Origin of the sequence: Streptomyces sp. E-08, assembly GCF_049913095.1 — a bacterium.
Taxonomy (GTDB): domain Bacteria; phylum Actinomycetota; class Actinomycetes; order Streptomycetales; family Streptomycetaceae; genus Streptomyces.
Genome location: NZ_CP183971.1, coordinates 799604 through 823606 on the forward strand (window position 1 = coordinate 799604; position 24003 = coordinate 823606).

Below are 24003 nucleotides of genomic sequence, written 5' to 3' on the forward strand. Positions count from 1 at the left end.
TGAGCATGCATGTCCTCGTCGTGCACAACCGCTATTCCTCGGCACAGCCGAGCGGGGAGAACCGCGTCGTCGACGAAGAGGTGGGGCTGCTGCGCGCGGCCGGCCACCGGGTCGAGCTGTTCGAACGGCGCAGCGACGACATCGCCGACCTGTCGCTGCTCGGCAAGGCCGCGGTGCCGCTGCTCGTGCCGTGGAACCCGGGGGTCCGAACGGAGCTCGCCGCCCGGCTCCGTGCCGAACGGCCGGACGTGGTGCACGTGCACAACGTCTTCCCGCTCCTGTCGCCCGCGGTGCTCGCCGCCTGCGCCGACGCCGGTGTGCCCGTCGTCGCCACCCTGCACAACTACACCCAGATCTGCCCGCCCGGCACGCTCCACCGGGACGGCCGGCAGTGCACCGAGTGCGTCGGGTCGTCGACCGCGCTGCCCGCCGTGCGGCACGGCTGCTACCGGAGCTCGCGGCTCGCGACGGTTCCGCTCGCGGTGAGCATGTCGGTCAACCGGCGCCGGTGGTGGTCCGGCGTGGACCGGTTCTTCTGCATCTCCGGGGCGCAGCGCGACATCCTGGTGCGGTCCGGCATGCCGGCCTCACGCCTGGTGGTGAAGTACAACTTCGTGCCCGATCCGGGCGCCCGCCGCGAGGGCGACGGCGAGCACCTGCTCTTCCTGGGCCGGCTGGCGGAGGCCAAGGGGGTGCGGCCGCTCATGGCCGCGTGGGACGAGATCGCCGCGGGCGGCGGTGTGGGCGTGCCGCTCGTGATCGCCGGTGCCGGGCCGCTGGAGCGCGAGGTGGCCGACTGGGCGGCGGGCCGGGACGACGTGCGGTACGTCGGGCTGCTCGACCCGGAGGAGTGCCGGAAGGCCGTCGCCCGGTCCGTCGCCGTGGTGGCGCCGTCGATGTCGCTGGAGACGTTCGGCCTGGTGGTCGCGGAGGCGATGGCGGCCGGGGTGCCGGCCGTCGCGGCCGCGCACGGTGCCTTCGTCGAACTCGTCGAGGAGGGGGTGACCGGGCTGCTGCACGAGCCGGGCGACCCCGCCTCGCTCGCGTCCCGGATCCGGCTGGTCGCGGCCGATCCGGCCCGCGGCCGGGAGATGGGCGAGGCGGCCCGGCGCCGATACGAGCAGCGGTTCAGCCCGGCCGTCGGGCTGGAACGCCTGCTGGAGGAGTACCGGTCCGCGATCGCGGGCCGGTCGGGCGGCGAGAACGGTGCGCCGCCGGTACGGAACGAAGAAGCCGGCTCGTCGCGGGGCACCCGCGCGAGCGGAGATGGGGGGCAGGAGAAATGACACGATGCCGACTCTGCGGTTCGGGGGCGCTGGCCAGCGTCGTCGACCTGGGGGCGACGCCGCCGTGCGAGAGCTTTCTCGCCGCGGACCGACTGGACCTGCCGGAACCGGCGTACCCGCTGCACCTGCGGGTCTGCACCGACTGCTGGCTGGCGCAGATCCCGCCGCTGATCACGCCGGAGGAGACGTTCCAGGAGTACGCGTACTTCTCCTCGTACTCGACGTCCTGGGTGGAGCACGCGCGCACCTTCGTCGCCGGCGCGGTGGAGCGTCTGGAGCTCGGACCGGACGCGTTCGTGGTCGAGGTCGCCAGCAACGACGGTTACCTGCTCAAGCACATGGTGGACCGGGGGATCCGCTGCCTCGGCGTCGAGCCGTCGGTGAACGTCGGCGCCGCGGCGCGCGAGGCGGGCGTGCCCACGCTCACGGCGTTCCTGTCCCCGGACACCGGCGCGGCCGTCCGCGCCGAGCACGGCCCGGCGGACCTGGTCGTGGCGAACAACGTGTACGCGCACATCCCCGACGTGGTCGGCTTCACCCAGGGGCTGCGGGCCCTGGTCGCCGACGACGGCTGGGTCTCCATCGAGGTGCAGCACCTGCTGACCCTCATCGAGGAGAACCAGTACGACACGATCTACCACGAGCACTTCCAGTACTACACGGTCGCGTCCGCGGCGCGGGCGCTCGCGAGCGGCGGGCTCACGCTCGTGGACGTCGAGCTGCTGCCCACGCACGGCGGTTCCATCCGGCTGTGGGCCCGGCCGGCCGCGGTGGCGGGCGAGCCGAGCAGCCGCGTGGCCGAGGTGCTGGACCGGGAGAAGGCCGCCGGGCTCCAGGAGCTGTCCGGGTACGCGGAGTTCTCCGCCCGGGTGGCCAAGGTGCGCCGGGACCTGCTGCGGTTCCTGATCGACGCGGCCGAGCGCGGCGAGACGGTCGTCGGCTACGGCGCCCCGGGCAAGGGCAACACCCTGCTCAACCACTGCGGCATCCGGCCCGACCTGCTCGCGTACACGGTCGACCGCAACCCGTACAAGCACGGCAGGTTCACCCCGGGCACCCGCATCCCGATCCTGCCGCCGGAGCGGATCGCCGCCGACAGACCGGACTACGTCCTCGTCCTCCCGTGGAACCTGCGGGCCGAGCTGGTCGAGCAGCTGTCCTTCGTGCACGAGTGGGGCGGCCGGCTCGTCTTCCCCATCCCGGAACTGAGCATCGTCGAGGTGAAGGCATGAAGGTCGTACTGTTCTGCGGCGGCTACGGGATGCGGATGCGCAGCGGCGCCTCCGACGACGTGCCCAAGCCGATGGCTATGGTCGGTCCGCGACCGCTGATCTGGCACGTCATGCGCTACTACGCGCACTTCGGGCACACGGAGTTCATCCTGTGCCTCGGCTACGGAGCGCGCCACATCAAGAACTTCTTCCTCACCTACGAGGAGACGGCGTCCAACGACTTCGTGCTGCGCGGCGGCCGGACCGAGCTGCTGTCCACCGACATATCGGACTGGACGATCACGTTCGCGCAGACCGGCATCGAGTCGCCGATCGGGGAGCGGCTGCGCCGGGTGCGGCACCACCTGGACGGCGACGAGATGTTCCTCGCGAACTACGCCGACGTGCTCACCGACGCCCCGCTGGACGAGATGATCGACCGGTTCGCCCGGCGTGACGCGGGTGCGTCGATGATGGTGGTGCCGCCCCAGCAGTCGTTCCACTGCGTGGACCTGGGCGAGGACGGCCTGGTCGGGGGCATCACCGCGGTGAGCGACATGCCGCTCTGGGAGAACGGCGGCTACTTCGTCCTCCGCCAGGAGGTCTTCGACCACATACCCGAGAACGGGGACCTGGTCGCCGACGGCTGTGCCGGACTGGCCAAGCAGGGCCGTCTCGTGGCGCACCAGCACCGCGGCTTCTGGAAGCCGACGGACACCGTGAAGGAGCGGGCCGCGCTCGACGCCTCCTACGCCGCGGGCGATCGCCCGTGGGCCGTGTGGGAGCGGGACGGCGCGGGGGCGACCGCCGGAGCGCGCGCGTGATCCGGCTCGCCGCCGGACGGCCGGACCGGGTCGTCGCGGTCGGCGCGCACTGCGACGACATCGCGATCGGCGCGGGCGGCACGCTGCTGACGCTGTGCCGCGCGCGGCCGGGGGTACGCGTCGACGCGCTGGTGCTCTCGGGCGGCGGGACCGAGCGCGAGGAGGAGGAGCGGGCCGCGCTCTCCGCCTTCTGCCCGGACGCCGACCTGCGGCTGACCGTGCTCAAGCTGCCGGACGGCCGGCTGCCCGTGCACTGGGACGAGGCCAAGGCCGCGGTGGAGGAGCTCCGCGGGCGGACCGAGCCCGAGCTGATCCTGGCCCCGCGCACCGACGACGCGCACCAGGACCACCGCGGCCTGGCGAAGCTCGTGACCACCGCGTTCCGCGACCACCTCGTGCTCCGCTACGAGATCGTCAAATGGGACGGCGACCTCGGCCGTCCGACCGCGTACCAGCCGCTGTCGGACGAGGTCGCCGAGGACAAGGTGCGGCTGCTGCAGGAGCACTACCCCTCGCAGCGGCACCGGCCCTGGTACGACCGCGAGGCCTTCCTCGGCCTCGCGCGCATCCGCGGAATCGAATGCCACGCGCGCTACGCCGAGGCGTTCACCGTCACCAAACTCACTCTCGATCTGGGGGAATGAACCTTGCGCGTACTGCTGACCGGACACCAGGGCTACCTGGGCACCGTCATGGCTCCCGTCCTCGCGGCCGCCGGGCACGAGGTCGTCGGTCTCGACGCCGGCCTGTTCGCCGACTGCGTCCTCGGCCCGCAGCCCGCCGACCCTCCGGGGCACCGGGTGGACCTGCGCGACATCACGGCCGAGCACGTGGCCGGGGTGGACGCCGTCATCCACCTGGCGGCGCTCTCCAACGACCCGCTGGGCTCGCTGGCGCCGGAGCTCACCTACGACATCAACCACCACGCGTCCGTACGCCTCGCCCGGCTGGCCCGCGAGGCCGGCGCGAGCCGCTTCCTGTACGCCTCGACCTGCTCGGTGTACGGCGCCGCCGGGGGCGACGACCTGGTGGGCGAGGACGCCCCGCTGCGGCCGGTCACGCCGTACGCGGAGTCCAAGGTGCGCGTGGAGGACGATCTGCACGCCCTCGCCGACGACGACTTCACCCCGGTGTACATGCGCAACGCGACCGCCTTCGGCTACTCGCCGCGGCTGCGCGCCGACATCGTGCTGAACAACCTGGTGGGCCACGCCCTGCTGTCCGGCGAGGTCCTCGTGCTCTCCGACGGCACCCCCTGGCGCCCGCTGGTGCACGCCGCCGACATCGCGCGGGCCTTCACGGCCGCGCTGACCGCGCCGAAGGAGGCCGTGCACGACCGGGCCTTCAACATCGGCAGCGAGGTCAACAACGTCACGGTCGCCGAGATCGCCGGGCAGGTCGCCGAGGCCGTGGCCGGCGCGAAGGTGGTCATCACCGGGGAGACGGGCGCCGACCCCCGGTCGTACCGGGTGGACTTCTCCCGGTTCCGCGCCGCGATCCCCGGCTTCGACACCGAGTGGACCGTGAAGCGGGGCGCGCTCGAACTCGCCGACGCCTACCGGGAGCACGTCCTGACCCGGGAGGCCTTCGAGCGTCGCTTCACCCGCCTGGCCGTGCTGCGCTCGGCGTCCGACGCCGGCTCCGTCGACGACACGCTGCGGTGGCGCCGGTGACCGAGGTCGGCGAGGAGATGCACGCGCTGGTGGAGCGGCTGTACCCGCTCTGCCGGAGCATCACCGGGGACGGGGTGCGCGCCACCCTGGACATCGTCGGCGAGTACGTCCCGCTGCGGGTGCACGAGGTGCCGACCGGGACGCAGGTCCTCGACTGGACGGTGCCGCAGGAGTGGAACATCCGGGACGCGTACGTCGCCGACGCCTCCGGGCGGCGGGTCGTCGACTTCGCCGCGTCCAGCCTGCACGTGCTCGGCTACAGCGTGCCGGTGTCGGCGACGATGCCGCTGTCCGAGCTGCGCGAGCACCTGTACACCCTTCCGGAGCACCCGGGCTGGGTGCCGTACCGCACCAGCTACTACAAGCCCGAGTGGGGGTTCTGCCTGGCCCAGGAGACCCTGGACGCGCTGCCGGACGGCGAGTACGAGGTGCGGATCGACTCCACGCTCGCCGACGGCCACCTGACCTACGCCGAGCACGTCGTCCCGGGGCAGGTCGCCGAGGAGGTGATCGTCTCCTGCCACGTCTGCCACCCGTCGCTGGCCAACGACAACCTGGCGGGCATCGCGGTGGCGACGTTCCTGGCGCGTGCGCTGGCGGAGCGGACGCCGTACTACACCTACCGGTTCATCTACGCGCCCGGCACCATCGGGGCGATCACCTGGCTCGCGCGCAACGCGGAGCGGGTGGACCGGGTGAAGCACGGCCTGGTGCTGGCCTGCGCGGGCGACTCGGGACAGCTGACGTACAAGCGGAGCAGGCGCGGCGACGCGGAGATCGACCGGGTGATGGGCCACGTCCTGCGCACGTCCGAACGCCCGCACAGCGTCAACGAGTTCACGCCGTACGGCTACGACGAGCGGCAGTACTGCTCGCCGGGGTTCGACCTCGGCGTGGGGTCGCTCAGCCGGACCCCGTACGCGGGCTACCCCGAGTACCACACCTCGGCGGACAACCCGGACTTCGTCTCCCCGGAGGCGATGGCGGACACGCTCGCCGTCTGCCGCGAGGCCTTCGCCGTGCTCGACCGCAACCGCCGGTACGTCAACCTCAGTCCGTACGGCGAACCCCAGCTCGGCAGAAGGGGGTTGTACGACGCGCTCGGCGGCCGGAGCGACACCAAGGAGGCCCAGATGGCCATGCTCTGGGTGCTCAGCCTCTCCGACGGCGAGCACGGTCTGCTGGACGTCGCCGAGCGGTCCGGGCTGCCGTTCGACACGGTCGCCGCCGCGGCGGACGCCCTGGCCGCCGCCGGGCTGATCAAGGCATGACGCCGATGACCACCGAGGAGGAGACGACGACACCGGCGGGCCGGCGGTCCGCCAAGCGGGCCGTCGCGGGACGGCTGTCCTGGGGACTGGCCGACCAGGCGGCCTCCAGCATCTCCAACTTCGCGGTGGGGATCTACGTGGCGCGCTCGCTGGGGCTCACCGCCTTCGGTGTCTTCAGCCTGGCCTGGGTGACGTACGGCGTGGTGCTGAACGTCTCCCGTGGCCTGGCCACCGACCCGCTCGTGGTGCGCTTCAGCGGGGTGCCGGCCGCGTCCTGGCGCGCGGCGGTGGCCCGCTCGTCGGGTACGGCGCTCGGCGTCGGCGCCGCTCTCGGCGCGGGGTCCCTGCTGTTCGGGCTCGCCCTCGGCGGCCGGGTGGGGACCGCGTTCGCCTGCCTGGGCGTCGTCCTGCCGGGGCTGCTGCTGCAGGACGCGTGGCGGTTCGCCTTCTTCGCCGCCGGCGCGGGGCGCAAGGCGTTCGTCAACGACATGGTGTGGGCCGTCGCGCTCGTCCCGGCCATGGTCGTGGCGGCCCGCGTGGGCAGCGTGGCGGCCTTCGTGCTCGCCTGGGGCGTCTCCGCCGCGGTGGCCGCGGCGTACGGCTGGTTCCAGTCCGGCATCCGGCCCCGGCCGGCGGGAGCGGGTGCGTGGCTGCGCGAGCACCGCGACCTCGGCTCCCGGTACCTCGTCGAGAACGTCACCAACAGCGGCGCCAGCCAGCTGCGGGCGTACGGGCTCGGCGCGATCGTCGGGGTCGGCGCGGTGGGGGTGGTCCGGGGCGCCGAGCTCCTGCTCGGCCCGTTCCTCGCCGTGCTGATGGGTCTGTCCCTGGTCACCGTCGCGGAGGCGGCGCGGGTGCTGCGGCGGGCCCCGCACCGCCTCGGCGCCTTCTGTCTTCTCCTCGGCGGCGGGCAGGCCGTCGCCGCGCTGCTCTGGGGCGGGGCGCTGCTGCTCGTTCCGGACGGGGCGGGCCAGCTCGTGCTCGGCGACGTCTGGAGCGCCGCCTCGGAGCTCATCGTGCCGGTGACGGTCGGCGTCGCGGGCGCCGGTCTCGGCACCGGCGCGGCGGCCGGGCTCCGCGCGCTCGGCGCGGCCCGGCGCAGCCTGCGCAGCCAGCTGATCGCCTCCGCCTGCTACGTCACCGGCGGACTCGGCGGGGCGGTCGCGGCCGGCACGGTCGGCTCCGCCTGGGGCGTCGCCGCCGCGACCGTCTGCAGCTCGGCCGTGTGGTGGCTGCAGCTGCGCTCCGCCCTGCGGGAGCACCACCAGAACTCCATTCCCGAAGTGAGGACCTCATGACCGCCCGACCCCGGCTGAGCATCGGCCTGCCCGTCTACAACGGCGAGGAGTACCTCGCCGAGTCCCTCGACGCCCTGCTCGGACAGACGTACGAGGACTTCGAGCTGGTCATCTCGGACAACGCCTCGACCGACGGCACCCGGGACATCTGCCTCCGGTACGCCGAGAAGGACTCCCGCATCCGGTACATCCGGCTGCCCCGGAACATCGGCGCCGCGCCCAACCACAACTACGTGTTCACCGAGTGCCGCGGCGAGCTGTTCAAGTGGGCCTCGCACGACGACCTGTACGCCCGGGACCTGCTGCGGCGCTGCGTGGAGGCGCTCGACGAGCGGCCGGAGGTGATCCTCGCCCACGCCGACCAGGCGGTCATCGACGAGGACGGCCAGGTGAAGGTGCCGTACGAGTACACGCTCGCGACGGCCTCCCCGTCGGCGCCGGAGCGGTTCCGCAGCATGCTGTTCGAGCCCGGCGGCGACGACTTCTACGGGGTGATGCGGGCGGATGTGCTGCGCCGGGTGAAGCCGCACGACAGCTACCACCACGCGGACCGCACGTTCGTCTCCGAGATCGGCCTGCACGGGCCGTTCCACCAGGTGCCGGAGCTGCTGTACTTCCGCCGCGACCACCCGACGCGCGCCGAGCGGGCCAACCCGTCCAAGCGTTCCCGGTGCGTCAACCTGGACCCGCGCCGCTCGGGCCCGCTGCACCCGACGCCCCGGCTGCTCGCCGAGTACGTCTGGGGCTTCGTCTCGGCGATCCAGCGGGCGCCGCTCTCCGCCGCCGACCGCCGCGCCTGCTACGGCCACCTCGCCGCGTGGGCGACCAGCAGGGCCCGGCCCGGCGCGGGCGAGCGGGTCGAGGACCGCACCCCGGTCGACCCGGCCCGGCTCGGCGTCTCCGTCGACGACCTCGTGGCGGGGCGCGAGGGGAGGCAGGGGTGACTCCGGTACGGGTCGGGGTGTTCGGCCTGCTCGGCTCCGGGAACCTCGGCAACGACGGGTCCCTGGAGGCGGTGCTCGGCTACCTCCGCGCCGAGCACCCCGGGGCGGTCGTGGACGCGCTGTGCGGTGGCCCCGAGGCCGTGACGGCCCGGTACGGGATCCCCGCGACGCGACTGCACTGGTACCGCGGGGAGTACCGGACCGCGTCCCGCGCGGGCGCGATCGCCGGGAAGGGTCTGGGCAAGGTCGTCGATGCCTTCCGCACCGCCTCCTGGGTGCGCCGGCACGACGTGGTGATCGTGCCGGGCATGGGCGTCCTGGAGGCCACGCTGCCGCTGCGGCCGTGGGGCTTCCCGTACGCGCTGTTCCTGCTGTGCGCGTCCGGCCGGCTGTTCGGCACCCGGGTCGCGCTGGCGGGCGTCGGCGCGGGGCCGATCGGCGACCGGGCGACGCGGGCCCTGGTCCGCTGGTCGGCGCGGCTCGCCACCCATCGGTCGTACCGGGACGCCCAGTCCCGCGACGCGATGCGGGCGATGGGGGTGGACACCGCGCGCGACGAGGTCCACCCGGACCTCGCCTTCGCCCTGCCGGCGCCGCCGTCCCCCGGGCCCCCGGCCCCGGCGGGTCTCGTGTGCGTCGGCGTGATGGACTTCCACGGGGGCAACGACGACCGTCCCCGGGCCGAGGAGATCCACCGGCGGTACCTCGACGGGACGACCCGGTTCGTCCGCTCCCTCGTCGAGGAGGGCAGGCCGGTCCGGCTGCTCACGGGTGACGCGTGCGACGCGCCGGTGGTCGCCGCGATCCTCGACGCGGTGGACTCGCCGCTGGTCACCGCCGCGGAGGCGGCCTCCCTCGCCGACCTGATGAAGGAGACGGCGGCCGCCGGGACGGTGGTCGCGACCCGCTACCACAACCTGGTCTGCGCCCTGAAGGCCGGAACGCCGACGCTCGCGCTCAGCTACGCGGCGAAGAGCGACGCCCTCATGGCCGGCATGGGTCTCGCCGCGTACTGCCACCCGGCCCGCGAGGTCGACCCCGGCCGCCTCCTGGAGCAGTTCCGGGAGCTGGAGAAGAACGCGGCGGACCTGCGCCGGACGCTCGCCGAGCGGAACGCGGCCGCCGCCCGGCTCCTGGAGCACCAGTTCACCGCCCTGACCGCGGCGCTGTTCCCGAAGACCGACCCTGCCCACGCCCCCACCCCGCGGGAGACTCCATGAAAGCGACCGAGGTCCCGGAGATCTCCGGCGCCTACCTGTTCGAGCCGACGCCGTACGCCGACGAACGCGGCTTCTTCTGCCGCACGTTCGACGCCGACGTGGTCCGCTCGGTGGGCCTCGACCCGGACTCCTTCGTCCAGGACAGCGTGTCCCGCTCGGTCCGGGGCGTGCTGCGCGGCATGCACCTGCGCTCGGGCGCCGGCGAGGCCAAGCTGGTGCGCTGCTCGTACGGCAGGATCTTCGACGTCGTCGTCGACCTGCGGAAGGACTCGCCGACCTACCGCAACGTCGCCTCGTTCGAGCTGTCCGGCGAGACCCAGGTGACCCTGTACATCCCGGCCGGGTGTGCGCACGGCTTCCAGGCGCTGACCGAGACCGCCGACACCTCGTACCGGATCGACCGCCTCCACGATCCCGCCGAGGACGTGACGATCGCCTTCGACGACCCGGAACTCGCCATTCCCTGGCCGCTGCCGGCCACCTCGATGTCCCAGCGGGACCGGGAGGCGCCGCGCCTCGCCGAGGCCCTGAAGCAAGCGGAGAAGTGAGATCAGCGTGAACACCGAAGAGCTCCACCTGCCCCGGTCGCGCGAGGCGAACGAGCGGCTGCACGCCCTGATCCCCGGGGGCGCGCACACCTATGCCAAGGGCGACGACCAGTACCCCGAGCACCTGGCCCCGGTCATCAGCCACGGCCGGGGCGCCCATGTGTGGGACGTCGACGGCAACGAGTACATCGAGTACGGCTCCGGCCTGCGGTCGGTCAGCCTCGGCCACGCCCACCCGCGCGTGGTCGAGGCGGTGCGACGGGAGATCGACCGCGGCGGCAACTTCGTCCGGCCGTCCGTCCTGGAGGTCGAGGCCGCGGAACGCTTCCTGGCAACGGTGCCGACGGCCGAGATGGTGAAGTTCACGAAGAACGGCTCCGACGCCACGACCGCCGCGGTGCGGCTCGCCCGCGCGGTCACCGGGCGTTCGCGCGTGGCGGTCTGCGGCGACCATCCGTTCTTCTCGGTCGACGACTGGTTCATCGGCACCACGCCCATGTCCGCGGGCATTCCGGCCTCGACCACCGAGCTCACCGTGGCCTTCCCCTACGGGGACCTGGCCGCCACGCGGGAGCTGCTCGACCGGTACGAGGGGGAGGTCGCCTGCCTGATCCTCGAACCGGCCGGACACACCGAGCCGCCGCCCGGGTACCTCACCGGGCTGCGCGAGCTGGCCGACCGGCACGGCTGCGTCCTGGTCTTCGACGAGATGATCTCCGGCTTCCGCTGGTCCGAGGCGGGCGCGCAGGGTCTGTACGGGGTCGTCCCCGACCTCTCGACGTTCGGCAAGGCGCTGGGCAACGGGTTCGCCGTCTCCGCGCTGGCCGGGCGCCGCGAGCTGATGGAGCGGGGCGGGCTGCGCCACTCCGGCGACCGGGTGTTCCTGCTGTCCACCACGCACGGTGCGGAGACCCACGCGCTCGCCGCCGCGATGGCCGTGCAGACCACCTACGTGGAGGAGGGCGTCACCGCGCGACTGCACGCCCTGGGCGAGCGGTTGGCCGCCGGTGTCCGCGAGGTCGCGGCCGGCGCGGGCGTCGGCGACCACGTCCTCGTACGGGGCCGGGCCAGCAACCTGGTCTTCGCGACCCTCGACGAGCGGGGGCGGCCGTCGCAGGAGTACCGCACCCTGTTCCTCCGGCAGCTCCTCGCGGGCGGGGTCCTCGCCCCGTCGTTCGTGGTGAGCAGCGCGCTCGACGACGCCGACATCGACCGGACCGTCGAGGTGGTGGCCGAGGCGTGCGCGGTGTACCGGAAGGCGCTGGACGCCGGGGACCCGGCCCCCTGGCTGGGCGGGAGGCCGGTGAAGCCCGTGTTCCGCCGCCTGGCGTGAGGTGCGGCGGCCCGTCCCTGACGTGACACGGCGTCAGGGGCGGGCCGTTGACGTGCCACGGCGTCAGGGGCGGTCCTCCCGGCCCGCGACGCGGTCGACGAGCCACGCGGTCGCCGGCACCACCGCGAGCGCCGTGCACCAGCCGCCCAGGGTGTCCGTCGGGTAGTGCGCGCCCAGGACGACCTGCGCCCAGCCCATCACGGCGCCCGCGGCCAGCCCCGCGGCGAGGACGAACGACGTGCCGGCCGCCCTGCCGAGGCCCGGTCTGCCCGTCACGAGCAGCGCCACCGCGAGGGCGAACGCGGTGAGGAAGGCGGTGTGCCCGCTCGGGAAGGACAGGTACCCGCCGTGGATGGTGCGTCCCACCAGGCGCTTGAGCAGCGTCGCCGTCACCACGCTCAGGCCGACCGCGGCGAATACGAAGACCGCCGCGCGCGGGCGCCGGAGCAGCAGGCAGACCGCCGCGGTGGCCGCGACCAGCAGCGCCGCTCCGGCCGGTTCCCCCAGGAAGTCCACGGCGTGGGCGAGGTCGTATCGCCACGGCCCCGCCCCGTCCGCCGCCGCCTGGAGCCGCGTGTCCACCGCGCTGGGCGCGCCGTCGCCGGCGTACCGGATCCCGAGCAGGCCGACCGCGAGTGCGGCGAGCGCCGCGAGCGCTCCGCACCAGGCGCGTAGTTCGGCCGGCAGCACCGTACGCCCCGGTCTTCCGGTCACCTGCCGGGCCGGGCCCGGTTCCACGTCCGCTTCGGCCAGGCGATCCACCGTGCGCTCCCCCGTCGTGTCGCGACTCCCCCTAGTCCCGTCACCCTAGCCAACCCCGGGCCGCGGCACGCCGAAGTCAGCCTGGACGTCGGGCGGTTCAGGAGTGCGCGAGATCGTCCCGGGGCGACGTGCCGGTGCGGGTGAGGGCTGCTGATCGTGCGGGACGCCTTCGACGGGAGCCGCCGGTGCGGGGAGTTCCAGCGCGGCCTCGGCGTGGCGAAGAACATCCTCGCCGCGCGCCTGCGCGACCTGGTCGCCGGCGGGGTCCTGGAGTCCGTGCCCGCCTCGGACGGCAGCGCCTACCGGGAGTACGTCCCTGACGGCTCCGTCGTGCGCAGAGTCCCCGCCGTCCCGCCGCCGGCGCACCGGCCGGGGGCGGGGAAGCGTGACGTGCGTGCGGTTCACCACCCCTGGCGCGATCATGAAGGCATGACACGCACCTTCGAAGAGCTCGTCGCCGAGGCCGCCGCGGCCTCGGTCGACGGCTGGGACTTCTCCTGGCTCGGCGGCCGGGCGAGCGAGGAACGGCCCTCCTGGGGCTACCAGCGGCTCCTGGGCGAACGGCTGGCGAGCGTCTCGGCCGGACTCGACATCCAGACGGGCGGCGGGGAGGTCCTGGGCGGGGTCCCGGTGCTCCCGCCGACCATGGCGGCCACCGAGTCGTGGCCGCCCAACGTCGCGCGGGCCACGGCGCGGCTCCACCCCCGGGGCGTGGTCGTCGTCGCCGATCCCGACGAGCCGCCACTGCCCTTCGGCGACGCCGCCTTCGACCTCGTGAGCAGCCGGCACCCGGCCACCGTGTGGTGGGCGGAGATCGCCCGCGTCCTGCGGCCGGGCGGCACCTACCTCGCCCAGCACGTCGGGCCCGCCAGCGTCTGGGAGCTGGTCGAGTGGTTCCTCGGGCCGCAGCCCGAGGCGGCCCTGCAGCGCCATCCCGACGACGAGACCTCGGCGGCCCGGGCGGCCGGTCTCGACGTCGTGGACGTGCGCGCCGAGCGGCTGCGCATGGAGTTCGACGACATCGGCGCCGTCGTCTGGTTCCTGCGCAAGGTCATCTGGATCGTGCCGGGGTTCACCGTCGAGGGTCAGATCCCCCGGTTGCGCGACCTGGACGCCCGGATCCGGGCGGAGGGACCGTTCGTGGCCCACTCCGCACGGACCCTGATCGAGGCCCGGAAGCCTTCCTCGCGGACGTAGGAGGTGTCGTGTCGGTCAGGCCGGGTACCGGGCGCCGAACCACTGCTCGGCGCCGTACTCCTCGAACCGTTCCACCTCGCTGAACCCGAGCTTCACCGCCAGGCGCACGGCACGGTCGTTGGCCGTCTGCGTGGTGAGGACCACGGGCTCGCCGGGGCGCGCCACGGCGCACCAGTCGAGTGCCGCCGCGCACGCCTCGGCGGCGTACCCGCGTCCCCACGCCTCCGGCAGGAGCATGTAGCCGAGCTCGGTCTCGCCACCCTCGGGGCGGACGTGCCCGCGGCGCTCCGCGGCGCGGCGGTCGAGGGTGATCACGCCGATCATCGCCCCGTCGAGCTCGATCACGAAGGCCCCGGGGCGCCGACCGGGCACCTCCGGCATCGTGCGGACGAGTTCCTCGCGCGGCCGGGGGCCACCGACGTAGGTGCCCACCTCCGGCGAGGAGAACAGGTCGAGGAACGCGGCGCGGTCCTCGGCCGCGGACTCACGCAGGACGAGGCGTTCGGTCCGTATCGGGGCGGGAGGCCAGGTGTCAGGTCCGAGTTCGGTCATGGCGGGCAACCTACCGCACGCCCGAGGGGTGGCCCGGTCCCGTCGATCACCACGACCAGGTCCTCCGGATGCCAGTGACGGACGTGCGCCTTCGGCGGGTTGAGGCGCACGCCGTGGTCGGGGGCGCTCGGGGTACGGGAGTGGGAGCGGTACCCGATGGCGCAGGCGCCCTGGCGGGCGGCCGACGCGGCGACGGAGGCGAACGAGGCGGTGCGTCCGGTCCTGACGTAGTGGGCCGCGGGACGGAGGTGGAGGGAGTTGCCGCCGGGGGCGAGGAGTTCCTCGAACACGGCGCCGAGGTGGGGGCTCTGGGAGATCTGGGTCATCAGGAGTCCGATGAGCCGGCCGCTGACGACGAAGTCGTCGCCGGGGGCGCGCGGTGCGATGAGCCGGCTGCGGTCGTCGGTCATCTCGGTGACGACGGGGATCCGGCGGCCGCTCGCCCGTTCCCGGGCCCTGAGGTGGAGGAGCGTGACGAGCGTGCGGTCGTCCGGGTCGGGGTGGCCGGGCCGGTGGTCGGGGCCGAGCACGATCACGGCGTCGTGGTCGGCGGCTTCCAGCGCGTCCGTGGTCCCCCGCAGCGTGGGGTCGCCGGGCCGGTGGAGCACCGTGAGGCCCGGGCCGGAGGCCGCGGCGACGGCCCGGATGCCGGCGAGGGTGGCGCCGCGCGGCTCGGCCACCACGTCGAGGGCCGACCCGGGCGGTGTGCGGAGGGCCAGTTGGGCGACGATCCGGGGTGCCCGGCGGTTCCAGCCGAGGAGGAGGAAGCGTTCGGGTCGTACGGGGACGTCGGGCGCTTCGTGCGGGAACGCCGTCGGGTCGTGGGGTGCGGGGGTCACCGACAGCCGGGTCGACCGTTCGTCCTCGGCGATCACGAGGAGGGCGTCCCCGGCGAGGAGCGGCGTGGCGCGGGGCGGGTTGAGCGCGACCGTGCCGTCGCCGTGGACGATGCCGACGGCGGTCGACACCGGGCAGGCGCGGGCCGCCTCGGCGAAGATGCGGCCGGGCAGGCCCGGTTCCCGGACGGTGTGGAACTCGTGCCCCGCGAAGTCCAGGAGTTCCTGGTGGACATGGGAGAGTCCGGGCTGCCGCGCGCAGTCGACGAGGAGCCGCGCGGCGATGTCGTCCATGTCGAGGACGGTGGCCCGGGGTCCGCCGGCGAGACGGGCCGCGGTGAGGTAGCGGTCGTCGCGGACGGCGGCGACGACCCGGACGGGTTCCTTCTCCCCCACCGCCGCCGCGAGGGACAGCAGGGTCTTGACGACCTCGGCGTCGTCGCGGGGGTCGTCACGGGGCAGGACGAGGACGCAGTCGGCCGTCGCCGGGCTCACGCGGCCGAGTGCGGCGGGATCGGTGGGCCGGCCGGTGCGGCAGACGATCCTGGTGCGGCCCGTGCCACCGACAGTGGCCTGGAGGTCCTCCTCCATTGCGGGTTTCTCGCGGTCGGCGAGGACCGCGACGACTCTGCGGCGCCGGTCGGTGCGTGCGGCGACGAGTTCGGAGACGACGGTGGGGATCTGTTCGGACCAGCCGAGTACGACGGTGTGTCCGCGCTCCAGGATCCTGGCGCGGCCCCGGTTGAGGGCGATGAGGTGGTCGGTGAGGCCGGTGGTGATGAGGCTGACCAGGGTGGAGACGTAGAAGAGCGCGATCAGGGCGAGGAGTACGGACAGGGCGACGCGCAGCGGCGGGCCGACCTCGCCGCCCAGGCGCATGGTCTGTCCGGTGTTGCGCCACACGGCCGCGATCCTGGAGCCGAGGGAGGCGGGGGTGTGCTGGTCGGTCCAGGCGAGGACCGTGCTGACGGGGACGACGAGCGCCAGGCAGACGAGGGCCAGCCAGCCGCAGAGCGCGGCGGTGCCCCGGGTGAGGGTGGTGTCGAACCAGTAGCGGAGGCGTTCCTCGGCGGAGTGGTTCCGGTGACGCCGGCGGGGAATCCGGCCCTGCGGCGCGGTCCTGGGAGACCGGGTTTCCCCGGTCCGGCCGGGAACGGGGCCCGGGGCGGCCTCACGCTGCCCGGGAACGACCTTTTTGTCTTCTTGTCGCACGTCAGCAGGGTGTCGCCCCGCCGTGGCCGGCGGGGCGACATCCGGGCATATTCATCCCTTCGTGATCACGCGTACGGATCGAAGGGGATGCCGGCGGGCTTCGCCTTGGCCAGGTGCGAGGCGAGGTTGCCGTCCTTGAGGCCGAAGACCGCGCTGCCGAAGTCCGCCTGCGTGAGCTTCTCGCGGACGCCGGCGGGGTAGCCGTTCCAGCCGACGAGACTCGGGAACTGCCAGGTGTGCTGGTGGTTCTCGGGCGGTTCGTCGTTCGTGTTCGCCGGGCGGAAGCAGTGGGTGCCGATGCCGTCCTTGTGGTAGACGACCTTCGGGTGGGTGCCGTCCCAGCGGATCCGGTCGCGGCCGTAGACGTTGAAGTCGCCGTGGGCGGACGTGGAGACGTACTGGGCCTGGTCGTTCTGCACCCAGACCACGACGTGCTCCCAGTCGTGCCGGTGTCCGCCGAGGCCGCTGCCGGCCACGGCCTGGTCCTTCTCGAAGTAGAGCCCGTAGATGATGGCGCACCAGCCGTTGTTGCACTTCGCGCGCGCGTACCCGTTGGTGTTCGTGAGGTCCGGGGCGTCACGGCACTGGCCGTTGAGCGCGCCGGAGGGCTTGAGGCCGCCGTTGAGCGTTCCGTCGGGGCCGATGGCGGGGGTGGGGTAGCAGCCGTCCGTGTCGTAGTCGAACGCCGGCTGGAAGGTCTGCTCCAGGCCGTCGGCGTCGGCGGGCAGGGCGGTGGGCGGTGCGGCGAGCGCGCTGCTCGGGAGGGCGATGATCAGCGCGAGGGCGCCTGCGAGGGCGAGCGCGCCCCTGGTGGCGTACGCGGGTGTCTTCACTGCGTCCCCTGGGTCGGTGGGCGTGGACCGAACCGCATCTTGGCATGTACACCCCACGCGCGCGAGGGTCGCGTCGTCGCGCGGCACGAGGATCTCCCGCAAATCGGGGCGGCGTACGCCCTCCAGGGGAGACTCGAATCGAGTAGACGATACGTATCGTCTCGCCTACTGTGGCCGTCATGACCACCGCATCCCCCGCACACATCGCCATGTTCTCCATCGCCGCCCACGGCCACGTGAACCCGAGCCTCGAGGTCATCCGCGAGCTCGTCGCCCGGGGCCATCGGGTCAGCTACGCCGTCCCCGCGTCCTTCGCCGAGAAGGTCGCCGAGACGGGGGCCACGCCCGTCGTCTACGGCTCCACCCTGCCGACCGACGACGACCCGGACGCCTGGGGCACCGAGCTGATCGACAACCTCGAACCGTTCCTCGCCGACGCGACGCAGGCACTGCCGCAGCTCGCCGAGGCCTTCGAGGGCGACCGGCCGGACCTCGTGCTCCACGACATCACCTCGTACCCCGCCCCCGTCCTCGCCCACACCTGGGGCGTGCCCGCCGTCTCGCTGTGGCCGAACCTGGTGCCGTGGGAGGGGTACGAGGAAGAGGTCGCCGAGCCGATGACCGCCGGACTCAAGGCCTCACCGCGCGGCCGGGCGTACTACGCGCGCTTCACGGAGTGGCTCGCCGGGCACGGGCTCGACACCGATCCCGACCGGTTCGTCGCCCGGCCGCGCCGCGCGGTCGTCCTCATCCCCCGGGCCCTCCAGCCGCACGCGGACCGGGTCGACGAGTCCGTGTACACCTTCGTCGGCGCCTGCCAGGGCGCCCGCGCCGGGCAGGGCGAGTGGCGGCGGCCGACGGGGGCGGAGAAGGTGGTCCTGGTCTCGCTCGGCTCCTCCTTCACCAAGCAGCCCGGCTTCTACCGGGACTGCGTGGCGGCCTTCGCCGGACTGCCGGGCTGGCACGTCGTCCTGCAGATCGGCAGGTTCGTCGACCCGGCCGAGCTCGGCGAGCTTCCGCCGAACGTCGAAGTCCACTCCTGGGTCCCCCAGTTGGCGATCCTGCGGCAGGCCGACGCCTTCGTGACCCACGCGGGCGCGGGCGGCAGCCAGGAGGGGCTCGCCACCGCCACCCCCATGGTCGCCGTGCCGCAGGCCGTCGACCAGTTCGGGAACGCCGACATGCTCCAGTCGCTGGGCGTGGCGCGCCACCTGCCCAGGGACGAGGTGACCCCCGAGCGCCTGCGCGAGGCCGTGCTCGGACTCCTGGGCGACCCCGAAGTGGCGCGCCGCGCACGGGAGATCCAGGAGTCGATGGCCCGTGAGGGTGGCACGCTCCGCGCCGCGGACCTGATCGAGGCGGAGCTCGCGTGACGCCGCACCGCACCGGACGCGGAGTCCGCGTGATGCCGTGCCCGACCGAGCGAGGAGGGCCGGGCGGGGCGAGGCGTAGGGTCATGTCATGTCCAAGACCGAGATTGACCGGGTGACCGCCGAGTTCTACGGCGCGTTCGACAACCGGGGCGGCAAAGCCGCCGACGTGGACCGGATCCGACGGCTCGTCCTGCCCCAGGGCGTCATCATCTGCACCGCGCCCACCTTCACCGCGTACTCAGTGGAGGAGTTCGTGGAGCCCCGCGCGCAACTGCTCTCCAGCGGACGGCTCGTCGAGTTCTCCGAGTGGGAGACCTCCGAGGAGACCCGGGTCGAGAGGGACGTCGCCTCACGGTTCGGCACCTACCGCAAGTCGGGGGTCTTCGACGGGAAGCCGTACGAGGGCGAGGGCACCAAGACGATCCAGTTCGTCCGGACGCCGGACGGCTGGCGCATCGCGGCCTTCTCCTGGTTCGACCACACCTGACCGGGACGCCGGTCCGTCGCCCGCCCCGCCCGGGCGGGGCGGGCGACGGACCGGCCGCCGTCAGACCACCGCTCCGGCCCCCGCGCGCCGGTGCGGCGCGGTGACGGCCGGGGCCGGGTGGCGGGTCTCCAGGGCGACGGCCAGCGGCATCGCCGTGAACACCGTCGACGCCATGCCGAGGACGACGCCCGCGAGCAGGGCCACGGAGAAGTCCGTGAGCGAGTCCCCGCCCAGGACCGCGAGGGCCACCAGGACGAACAGCGCGCCCATGCCGGTGTTGACCGTGCGGGGCAGGGTCTGGGCGACGGCCCGGTCGGCGAGGTCGGCGAGCGGCACGCCCCCGCCGCGGCGCCGCAGTTCGCGGAGCCGGTCGAGGACGACCACGGAGTCGTTCACCGAGTACCCGACGACGGTGAGCAGCGCCGCGAGGAAGACGCTGTCCACCGGCTTGCCCAGCCACGCGAACAGACCGACCACCAGCAGCACGTCCTGTGCCATCGCGGCCACGGCCGCCGTCGCGTACGTCCAGCGGAACCGCACCGTCAGGTACAGCAGCTGGGCCGCCACGGCCAGGCCGAGCGCGAGGAGGGCGTGGGTGCGCAGCTCCCCGCCGAGGCTCGGGCCGATCAGGTCGTCGCGCTCGACCGTCACCGGTCCCGCGATCCGGGTGAGCGCCTCGCTGATCTCCCGCTGTTCGCCGTCCCCGGTCTCGCGGACGCGCACCGAGACGTCGCCGTCGCCGGTCGTCTGCACGACGGCGTCGGGGAAGCCGGCTGCCGTGACGGCCGTACGGGCCGTGTCGGCGTCCACCGGGCGCTCGGCCGCGTACTGGACGACCCGGCCGCCGGTGAACTCGACGCCGAACTCCACTCCCCGCACGCCGATTCCGGCGAGGGCCACGAGCAGCAGTCCGGCGCAGCCTGTCAGCCAGCGGCGCCGGTGGTCCATGAGGCGCGGTACCCGGCGGGTGAGCCGGGTCCGCAGCCGGCCGAGCGCGGCCATGCCGGTGAGCGCGGGCCGCCGGCGGACGGCGGGCAGACGGAGTGCCAGGTCGGCGAGGAGCCGGGTGATCACCATCGCGGTGATCAGCGAGGTGAGGACGCCGATCGCGAGCGTCACGCCGAAGCCCTTGACGGGTCCCGTGGCGAAGACGAACAGCAGGCCGGCCGCGAGCAGGGTGGTGACGTGGGAGTCCGCGACGGCGCTCCACACCTTGCCGAACGCCGTCGCGACCGGCCTCCGCAGATCCTGCCCGGCCGCCCGGCCCAGCAGGGCGTACTCCTCCCTGGCCCGTTCGAAGACGAGGACGTTCGCGTCGACCGCGATGCCGACGGCGAGGACGAAGCCGGCGAGGCCGGGCAGGGTGAGGGTGGCGCCGAGGGCGACCACGGCGGCGTACGAGATCAGTCCGTACATCAGGAGCGCGACGGTCGCGAGGACGCCGAGGAGCCGGTAGACGACCATCACGAACAGGCCCGTGCACGCCAGGCCGATGACGGCGGCCAGGGCACTGGCCCGGATCGCCTCGGCGCCGAGCGTCGGGCCCACGGTGCTCTGCTCGACCGTCGTCACCGGTACGGGCAGCGCGCCGCCCTCGACGAGCGCCGCGAGGTCGCGTGCCTCCTCCCCGGAGAAGCCCCCGGTGATCTGTGCGGAGCCGCCTCCGATGCCCGCCCCGCAGGGGACACCGGCCTGCATGCCGGGCGCGGAGACGATCCGGTCGTCGAGGACGATGGCGACGCGGCGCGCCGGGTCCGCGGGGGCGGCGCAGGCGGCGGCGCCGGTCAGCTTGGCCCAGCCGTCCGCGGCGCGGTCGCGGAAGGAGAGGTCGACGGTCCAGCCTCGGACGGTGACGGTGTCGAGGACGGCCTCGGCGCCCTTGACGCCGTCTCCGGTGAGGGCGGGCGCGGCGAGGGCGAGGAAGCCGCCCGGGGTGTCGGGGTCCGCCAGGACGCGCGTCCCGTCGGCGGCGGCCGGTCGGGCGGGTCCCTGGGAGGCGCCGGTGACGGCGTGGAAGGTGAGCTGCGCCGTGCGGCCGATCGTCTCGGCCGCCTGGCGCGGGTCGCGCAGTCCGGGGAGTTCGACGACGATGCGGCGCTCGCCGGAGCGGGCCAGGGAGGGTTCCGCGACGCCGAGGCCGTCCACGCGCTTGCGGAGGACCTCCAGGGCGCGGTCGGTGGCCGCGGCGTCGGCGCGGGTGGTGGGTCCGTCCTCGGTCTGCAGGACGATGCGGGTGCCGCCCCGCAGGTCGAGTCCGAGGCGCGGCGGGGTGGTCAGGGTGATCCAGAGGGAGAGCGCGACGACGGCGAGCGCGAGGAGCGCGCGCCGGAGCGAGGCACGAGAGGACATGGGTTCTCCACGGGCGGGCGCACGGCCCGGCGGGCACCGCCTCCGGGAGACGGGCGCCCGCGGTCCGTGCGGGGGTGCGGTCGGATGCGCGTCGAGGACCGGTCCGTGGGCATGCCGGGGACCCGGACGGCGACGCGGGTGGACGTCAGCTGTGCCGGGTGGAGGGTGGGCCGCGCGGTACGCGCGGGCCGTGGGCGCCGCCGGGCGGCGCGCGCTCGCGGCGCGGGTCGCCTTCGAGGAGGCCGCGCGCGGGTACGGAGGGGGCGGTGGGCGCGGCGGCCGGAGCGGCGGGCGCGGCCGGGAACCGTACGGGGTTCTCGACGGCGGCCGGGAGACCCACGACGGCGGCGGCGGAGAGCTGCGGCTCCTGGGGGGCCGCTCGGGGTACGCCGTGGGCGGCGGCGTGCGGGGGGACACCCACGGGCGGGGTGCCCTGGGGCGAGGTGCTCGCGAACGGAAGGGCCGCCGCGCGCACGGCGCCCGTCGAGGTGGCGTGCGCGACGGAGCCGGCCGAGATGCCGCCCTGTGCGACGGCGCCCGACGAGGCGTCCCCTTGTGCGACGGCGCCCGCCCCGCGGAGGGCGTGACGTCCGGGGCTCGCCGGGACGGGGTCCCGCAAAACGGTCTGCCGGACGGCGTCCGCCGTGCGCAGGTCCCGCGGCGGTTCCGTCGAGGACGGGACGGCGAGCAGGGACCAGAGCACGCACAGGATCGCGGGAACGAGGGTCGCGAGGCGCCGAGCCGAACCGCCCACCGTGCCCTCCCCGTCGCCTCGTGATCGTCCGTGCGGCCTCAGCCTATGCGGGGCGCCGGGCGGCCGGGCAGCGGGTACGCACGACGGTTGAGTACGGGGCCGTGCCCGGCGGTTGAGTACGGATGCTCATGTCCGGGGCCGCGGGGTCCCGGGACGATGGGTCCGTCACCGTACCGCCTCGCCTCCAGGGGGCCTCCCGTGCTCAGCCGCATCGCCGCCCACGTCGTCCCGTTCTTCGGGCGGCTGACCGTCACCTCGGACCCCGGGGCCCGTGTCGAGCCGGGCAGCATCCTCGTCGTGAACCACACCTCGCTGGCCGACCCGGCACTCGTCCTGGCCGCGCTCCGCAGACGGCTGGCCGTGGAGCCCGTCCTGCTGGCCACGTCCGGCCTGTGGCGGATCCCGGTCCTCGGCCGGGCGCTGACCCGCGAGGGCCATGTGCCCGTCCACCGCAACTCGGCGCGCGCCGCCGCGGCGCTCGACCACGCGGCGGTCGCGCTCGCCTCGGGGCGGAACGTGATGCTGTACGCGGAGGGGCGCATCCCGCCGCGCCGGGACGCCGCCGAGAACCCGCCCGAGACGTTCCGTACGGGCCTCGCGCGGCTCGCGCGGGCCACGGGCGCGCCGGTCGTGCCGATCGGCCAGGCCGGAGCGCGGCGGATCACCTCGGGCGGGCGGGCGAAGCAGCTCGCGGGGGTGCTCACCGCACCCGTGCGCAGGCCTGGCCTGCACGTCCACATCGGGACGCCGCTGCGTCTGCCGGACGACGTGGCCGCCGCGACGGAGCTGGCGCACGGCGCCGTGACCGAGGCCTGGCGGACGGCCGCGGGGGCGCTGGGCGAGCCGGCGGCCCTCGTCGGCGGGGGACGGACGGCCGGTCCGCGGGGCTGAGCGCCGGAGGCCTCCGTCAGGCGGGACCGTCCTGGACGCGCGCCGGCGGGGCCTCGGCCCGTACCCTCGCGTCCGCGTCCGCCAGCCAGAACAGCAGCGGGGACAGGGCGAGTTCGAGGGCGCCGAGCGCCAGCTGGAACCCGTGCGGCCGTCCCTCCACGGCGAGGGAGAGGAGCCTCCCGAGCGCTCCCAGCAGGAACACGGCGGTGAGGGCCCGTACGGCCCCGGCGGGGATCGGCGACCGTCGCGCCGCCCAGAGCCAGGCGAGCCCGTACCCGGCGAAGGTCGCGCCGAAGAACCGGCCGAGGCTGTCGACCGTCGGACCGGCCGACTCGGCGCCGGGAATCGCGGCGTTGCCGAGCAGGACGTGGAGGAGTCCGATCGCCACGCACGCGTACCCCATGGCGAGGACGAGTCCCCGAAGTGCCTTGGCTCTGGTCATGCCCGCGACCCCCATCAAGTAGACACGCGTCCAGTAGTGGCGCCGGCGTCAGCGTACGGCCCCTTACTGGACACATGTCAAGTAGCATGGCGGCGTGCCTCCCCGCCGACGCCTCAGCCCCGCCGAACGCCGCGCCCAGCTCCTGGACGTCGCCGCCCGGCTCTTCGCGGCCCTGCCGTACGACGAGGTGCTGATGGAGGAGGTCGCCGAGCGGGCCGGGGTCTCCCGCGCCCTCCTCTACCAGCACTTCCCCGGCAAGCGGGACCTCTTCGCCGCGCTCTACCAGGAGGCCTCCGAGCAACTCCTCGCGCAGACGCGGCTCGACCCCGCCGACACCCTGGTCGAGCAGCTGACGCAGGGCCTCGACACGCACATCGCGTACTTCGCGGAGAACCGCCACACCGTTCTCGCGGCGAACCGCGTCCTGGCCGGCGACCGCCTCGTCCAGACGATCATCACCGGTGAACTCGACGCCCTGCGGGAACGCCTGCTCGGCGTGCTGCCGCTCGCCGACGACCGGACGAGGGAGGCCGTGTCGGGCGTCCTGAAGAGCTGGCTGGTCTTCGTGCAGGTGCTGTGCGTGGACTGGCTCACCCGCGAGACCTGCACCCGCACCGAACTGCGCGACGTGTGCGTCGGCGCGGTCGTGGGCGGCCTCCGGCCCCTGCTCGACGAGGACCCGGCTCCCGACTGGCCCCGCTGACCGG

The 24003-nt window shown here is 74.2% G+C and carries 23 protein-coding genes and 1 pseudogene; 17 read left to right on the plus strand and 7 right to left on the minus strand.

Annotation, left to right across the window (positions count from 1 at the left end):
- Positions 1–5: 5 nt before the first annotated feature.
- The 11 genes from ACN9MM_RS03785 to ACN9MM_RS03835 are packed head-to-tail and all read left to right on the plus strand — an operon-like array spanning position 6 to position 11608.
- Positions 6–1286 (plus strand): glycosyltransferase, encoded by a 1281-nt coding sequence (locus tag ACN9MM_RS03785; protein WP_426362275.1) that lies wholly within the window; start codon positions 6–8, stop codon positions 1284–1286.
- On the plus strand, positions 1283–2518 hold the full coding sequence (locus ACN9MM_RS03790; RefSeq protein ID WP_426362276.1) for a class I SAM-dependent methyltransferase: 1236 nt from the start codon (positions 1283–1285) through the stop codon (positions 2516–2518). The genes ACN9MM_RS03785 and ACN9MM_RS03790 overlap by 4 nt, the downstream gene beginning before the upstream one ends.
- Positions 2515–3321 (plus strand): glucose-1-phosphate cytidylyltransferase, encoded by an 807-nt coding sequence (locus ACN9MM_RS03795; RefSeq protein ID WP_426362277.1) that lies wholly within the window; start codon positions 2515–2517, stop codon positions 3319–3321. The genes ACN9MM_RS03790 and ACN9MM_RS03795 overlap by 4 nt, the downstream gene beginning before the upstream one ends.
- Positions 3318–3965: a PIG-L deacetylase family protein gene (locus ACN9MM_RS03800; protein ID WP_383668724.1), complete on the plus strand. Its 648-nt coding sequence runs from the start codon at positions 3318–3320 to the stop codon at positions 3963–3965. The genes ACN9MM_RS03795 and ACN9MM_RS03800 overlap by 4 nt, the downstream gene beginning before the upstream one ends.
- Positions 3966–3968: 3 nt before the next feature.
- Complete coding sequence (locus tag ACN9MM_RS03805; protein ID WP_426362278.1) at positions 3969–4994, plus strand: NAD-dependent epimerase/dehydratase family protein; 1026 nt, start codon at positions 3969–3971, stop codon at positions 4992–4994.
- Positions 4982–6265, plus strand: coding sequence for a DUF4910 domain-containing protein (locus tag ACN9MM_RS03810; RefSeq protein ID WP_426362279.1), 1284 nt, complete (start codon positions 4982–4984; stop codon positions 6263–6265). Before ACN9MM_RS03805 ends, ACN9MM_RS03810 begins: the two co-directional genes overlap by 13 nt.
- Positions 6262–7563, plus strand: coding sequence for a hypothetical protein (locus tag ACN9MM_RS03815; RefSeq protein ID WP_426362280.1), 1302 nt, complete (start codon positions 6262–6264; stop codon positions 7561–7563). Before ACN9MM_RS03810 ends, ACN9MM_RS03815 begins: the two co-directional genes overlap by 4 nt.
- On the plus strand, positions 7560–8507 hold the full coding sequence (locus ACN9MM_RS03820) for a glycosyltransferase family 2 protein (RefSeq protein WP_382859017.1): 948 nt from the start codon (positions 7560–7562) through the stop codon (positions 8505–8507). Before ACN9MM_RS03815 ends, ACN9MM_RS03820 begins: the two co-directional genes overlap by 4 nt.
- On the plus strand, positions 8504–9727 hold the full coding sequence (locus ACN9MM_RS03825) for a polysaccharide pyruvyl transferase family protein (protein ID WP_426362281.1): 1224 nt from the start codon (positions 8504–8506) through the stop codon (positions 9725–9727). Before ACN9MM_RS03820 ends, ACN9MM_RS03825 begins: the two co-directional genes overlap by 4 nt.
- Complete coding sequence (rfbC, locus tag ACN9MM_RS03830; protein ID WP_426362282.1) at positions 9724–10275, plus strand: dTDP-4-dehydrorhamnose 3,5-epimerase; 552 nt, start codon at positions 9724–9726, stop codon at positions 10273–10275. Before ACN9MM_RS03825 ends, rfbC begins: the two co-directional genes overlap by 4 nt.
- Positions 10276–10282: 7 nt before the next feature.
- Positions 10283–11608, plus strand: a complete 1326-nt coding sequence (locus ACN9MM_RS03835; RefSeq protein ID WP_426362283.1) for a glutamate-1-semialdehyde 2,1-aminomutase — start codon at positions 10283–10285, stop codon at positions 11606–11608.
- A 63-nt stretch (positions 11609–11671) separates the two neighbouring features.
- On the opposite strand, the gene ACN9MM_RS03840 is transcribed toward ACN9MM_RS03835, so the two are convergent.
- Complete coding sequence (locus ACN9MM_RS03840; protein WP_426368665.1) at positions 11672–12322, minus strand: phosphatase PAP2 family protein; 651 nt, start codon at positions 12320–12322, stop codon at positions 11672–11674.
- A 204-nt stretch (positions 12323–12526) separates the two neighbouring features.
- On the opposite strand from ACN9MM_RS03840, the pseudogene ACN9MM_RS03845 reads away from it, so the two are divergent.
- Both ACN9MM_RS03845 and ACN9MM_RS03850 read left to right on the plus strand, forming a co-directional pair.
- Positions 12527–12670 (plus strand): annotated as a pseudogene (locus tag ACN9MM_RS03845) (winged helix-turn-helix transcriptional regulator); the annotation flags it as partial.
- Positions 12671–12799: 129 nt separating this feature from the next.
- Positions 12800–13567, plus strand: a complete 768-nt coding sequence (locus ACN9MM_RS03850; RefSeq protein ID WP_426368666.1) for a class I SAM-dependent methyltransferase — start codon at positions 12800–12802, stop codon at positions 13565–13567.
- A gap of 15 nt (positions 13568–13582) precedes the next feature.
- Here ACN9MM_RS03850 and ACN9MM_RS03855 read toward each other — a convergent pair whose 3' ends face one another.
- From ACN9MM_RS03855 to ACN9MM_RS03865, 3 genes are all read right to left on the minus strand, one after another.
- The gene (locus ACN9MM_RS03855; RefSeq protein WP_426362284.1) at positions 13583–14119 is read right to left on the minus strand and encodes a GNAT family N-acetyltransferase; all 537 of its coding nucleotides are present in this window, start codon (positions 14117–14119) and stop codon (positions 13583–13585) included.
- Positions 14116–16167, minus strand: coding sequence for a CASTOR/POLLUX-related putative ion channel (locus ACN9MM_RS03860; RefSeq protein ID WP_426362285.1), 2052 nt, complete (start codon positions 16165–16167; stop codon positions 14116–14118). Before ACN9MM_RS03860 ends, ACN9MM_RS03855 begins: the two co-directional genes overlap by 4 nt.
- Positions 16168–16232: 65 nt before the next feature.
- Entirely contained in the window at positions 16233–17000 is a 768-nt protein-coding gene (locus ACN9MM_RS03865; protein ID WP_426362286.1) for an NPP1 family protein, read from the minus strand.
- Positions 17001–17179: 179 nt separating this feature from the next.
- Here ACN9MM_RS03865 and mgt point away from each other — a divergent pair, with 179 nt between their 5' ends.
- On the plus strand, positions 17180–18373 hold the full coding sequence (gene mgt, locus ACN9MM_RS03870; protein ID WP_426362287.1) for a macrolide-inactivating glycosyltransferase: 1194 nt from the start codon (positions 17180–17182) through the stop codon (positions 18371–18373).
- An 88-nt stretch (positions 18374–18461) separates the two neighbouring features.
- Positions 18462–18860 carry a DUF4440 domain-containing protein gene (locus tag ACN9MM_RS03875; protein WP_426362288.1) on the plus strand — a complete coding sequence of 133 codons (399 nt, stop codon included), beginning with the start codon at positions 18462–18464 and terminating at the stop codon, positions 18858–18860.
- Between the two features lie 60 nt (positions 18861–18920).
- Here the strand turns inward: ACN9MM_RS03875 and secD are convergent, their stop codons facing one another.
- Positions 18921–21209, minus strand: a complete 2289-nt coding sequence (secD, locus tag ACN9MM_RS03880) for a protein translocase subunit SecD (protein ID WP_426362289.1) — start codon at positions 21207–21209, stop codon at positions 18921–18923.
- Positions 21210–21354: 145 nt separating this feature from the next.
- Entirely contained in the window at positions 21355–21963 is a 609-nt protein-coding gene (locus ACN9MM_RS03885) for a hypothetical protein (protein ID WP_426362290.1), read from the minus strand.
- A 198-nt stretch (positions 21964–22161) separates the two neighbouring features.
- On the opposite strand from ACN9MM_RS03885, the gene ACN9MM_RS03890 reads away from it, so the two are divergent.
- Positions 22162–22854 (plus strand): lysophospholipid acyltransferase family protein, encoded by a 693-nt coding sequence (locus ACN9MM_RS03890; RefSeq protein ID WP_426362291.1) that lies wholly within the window; start codon positions 22162–22164, stop codon positions 22852–22854.
- 16 nt (positions 22855–22870) lie between these two features.
- Here ACN9MM_RS03890 and ACN9MM_RS03895 read toward each other — a convergent pair whose 3' ends face one another.
- The gene (locus ACN9MM_RS03895; protein WP_426362292.1) at positions 22871–23296 is read right to left on the minus strand and encodes a DUF4345 domain-containing protein; all 426 of its coding nucleotides are present in this window, start codon (positions 23294–23296) and stop codon (positions 22871–22873) included.
- A 94-nt stretch (positions 23297–23390) separates the two neighbouring features.
- On the opposite strand from ACN9MM_RS03895, the gene ACN9MM_RS03900 reads away from it, so the two are divergent.
- The gene (locus tag ACN9MM_RS03900) at positions 23391–23999 is read left to right on the plus strand and encodes a TetR/AcrR family transcriptional regulator (protein ID WP_426362293.1); all 609 of its coding nucleotides are present in this window, start codon (positions 23391–23393) and stop codon (positions 23997–23999) included.
- The last annotated feature ends 4 nt before the right edge of the window (positions 24000–24003 follow it).